We start from the raw sequence: 1,476 nt of genomic DNA on the forward strand, positions 1-1,476 counted from the left end.
AGATGGCGAACACCGCCGCCTACCTCTATCAGCATCCGCAGCTCATGTTTCTTAAGGGCTCGGTGCGCGACGACGTCGCCCTGTTCCCGCGCTCGCGGAAGGTGCCCGACACCGACCAGATCGTGCAGCGCGTGCTCGAGCGGGTCGCGCTGACGCCGATCGCCGAGCGCGACGGCCGCACCTTGTCGGGCGGCCAGCAGCGCCGCGCGACCCTCGCGATCGGCCTCGCGATGCGGCCGAAGCTGCTGCTGCTCGACGAGCCCACGTCGAGCCTCGACACCCAGAGCCGCGACGACGTGACGACGATGCTCGCCGAGCTCGCCGACACCATCGAGTGCACCGTCGTCGCGACCCACGACATGCAGCTCGTCGCCGAGTGGGCCAACCGCGTACTCGTGCTTGAGGGCGGGCGCATCCTCGCCGACGTGACGCCGCGCGAGCTGTTCACCGACGCCGCACTGCTCGACCAGGTGCGCCTGCGGCCGCCCCAGATTTCCGTGCTCGGGCGCGAACTCGGGCTCGACCCGGTGCCGCTCTCGGTGGGCGAACTCGTCGCCGCCGTCGGCGCAGCGCTCAACAACTTGGAGGAGACGCACTGATGGCACGCGCACATCACGACGTCCTGTCGGTCGAGTGGGTCAAGCTCGAACTCATTCGCACCGCCTACGCCACCCGCGGCGGCCTGTTCGCGGCGATGGATCCGCGCGCGGTGGTGATCTGGTACATCCTGCTCGCGCTCGTGCCCTGGTTCACCCACAACATCACAGTGCTCGCAGGGCTCTTCGTCATCGGCGCCGTCTCGATCTTCCTCGCACGCGTCGGCCCGCTCATTCTTGGGCTGTTCGTGCTCGGACTCGGCGCCGAGGTCATCTATATGGCGGTCGCTGCGTGGCTATTTGGCGGCAATCTCGAGACCCTGATCGCCCTCGCTGCGCTGCACCTCAAGCTCGGGGTGGTCTCGCTCGCGAGCATGGCGGCGTTCGTGTCGCTCGATCCCGAGAAACTTTCGGATGCGCTGCTCGCGTTCCGCGCGCCGCAGATGCTCGCGTTCGGTGTCAGCTATGGCTACCGCATGCTCCCGATTCTTATCGAGGAGTTCAGCACGGTGTTCGAGGGGTACCGGCTGCGCACGGCGCCGCCCGAGAAGCGCGGGTTTCTCGCCTGGCGAGTGGGCGCGCAGTGGGCGCAGCTCGCGGTGCTGTCGTTCTACCCGATCTTCCTCAATACCGCGAAGTCGGTGCGCACCACGGTCGAGGCGCTCGAGACCCGCGGCTTCACGCGGGCCGGCTCGGATGCGCGCGGGCGCCAGATCCGCATGGACAAGCTGCAGATTCGACCGCTCGATGTCTGGGTGATCGCGCTGACGGTGCTCGCGGTAGTGGGCGCGTTCGTCGCGGGCTCCGCCTGGCCCGTGTACCGCTAGGCCGGTCGGGCGGCGTCGCTACGACAGCGCGCGCACGTAGAACCAGCGGCCCT

Annotated in this window: 2 protein-coding genes; both read left to right on the forward strand. The window is 68.6% G+C overall.

Annotated elements, in window-relative coordinates:
- The coding region (locus ID132_RS13975) for an energy-coupling factor ABC transporter ATP-binding protein (protein WP_235988424.1) at positions 1–599 on the forward strand (599 nt) is incomplete at its 5' end.
- On the forward strand, positions 599–1,423 hold the full coding sequence (locus tag ID132_RS08650) for an energy-coupling factor transporter transmembrane component T family protein (RefSeq protein WP_125107165.1): 825 nt from the start codon (positions 599–601) through the stop codon (positions 1,421–1,423). The genes ID132_RS13975 and ID132_RS08650, both read left to right, overlap by 1 nt.
- Positions 1,424–1,476 lie beyond the last annotated feature (53 nt).

Source organism: Gulosibacter sediminis, from assembly GCF_014904065.1.
GTDB classification, from domain to species: Bacteria; Actinomycetota; Actinomycetes; order Actinomycetales; family Microbacteriaceae; genus Gulosibacter; species Gulosibacter sediminis.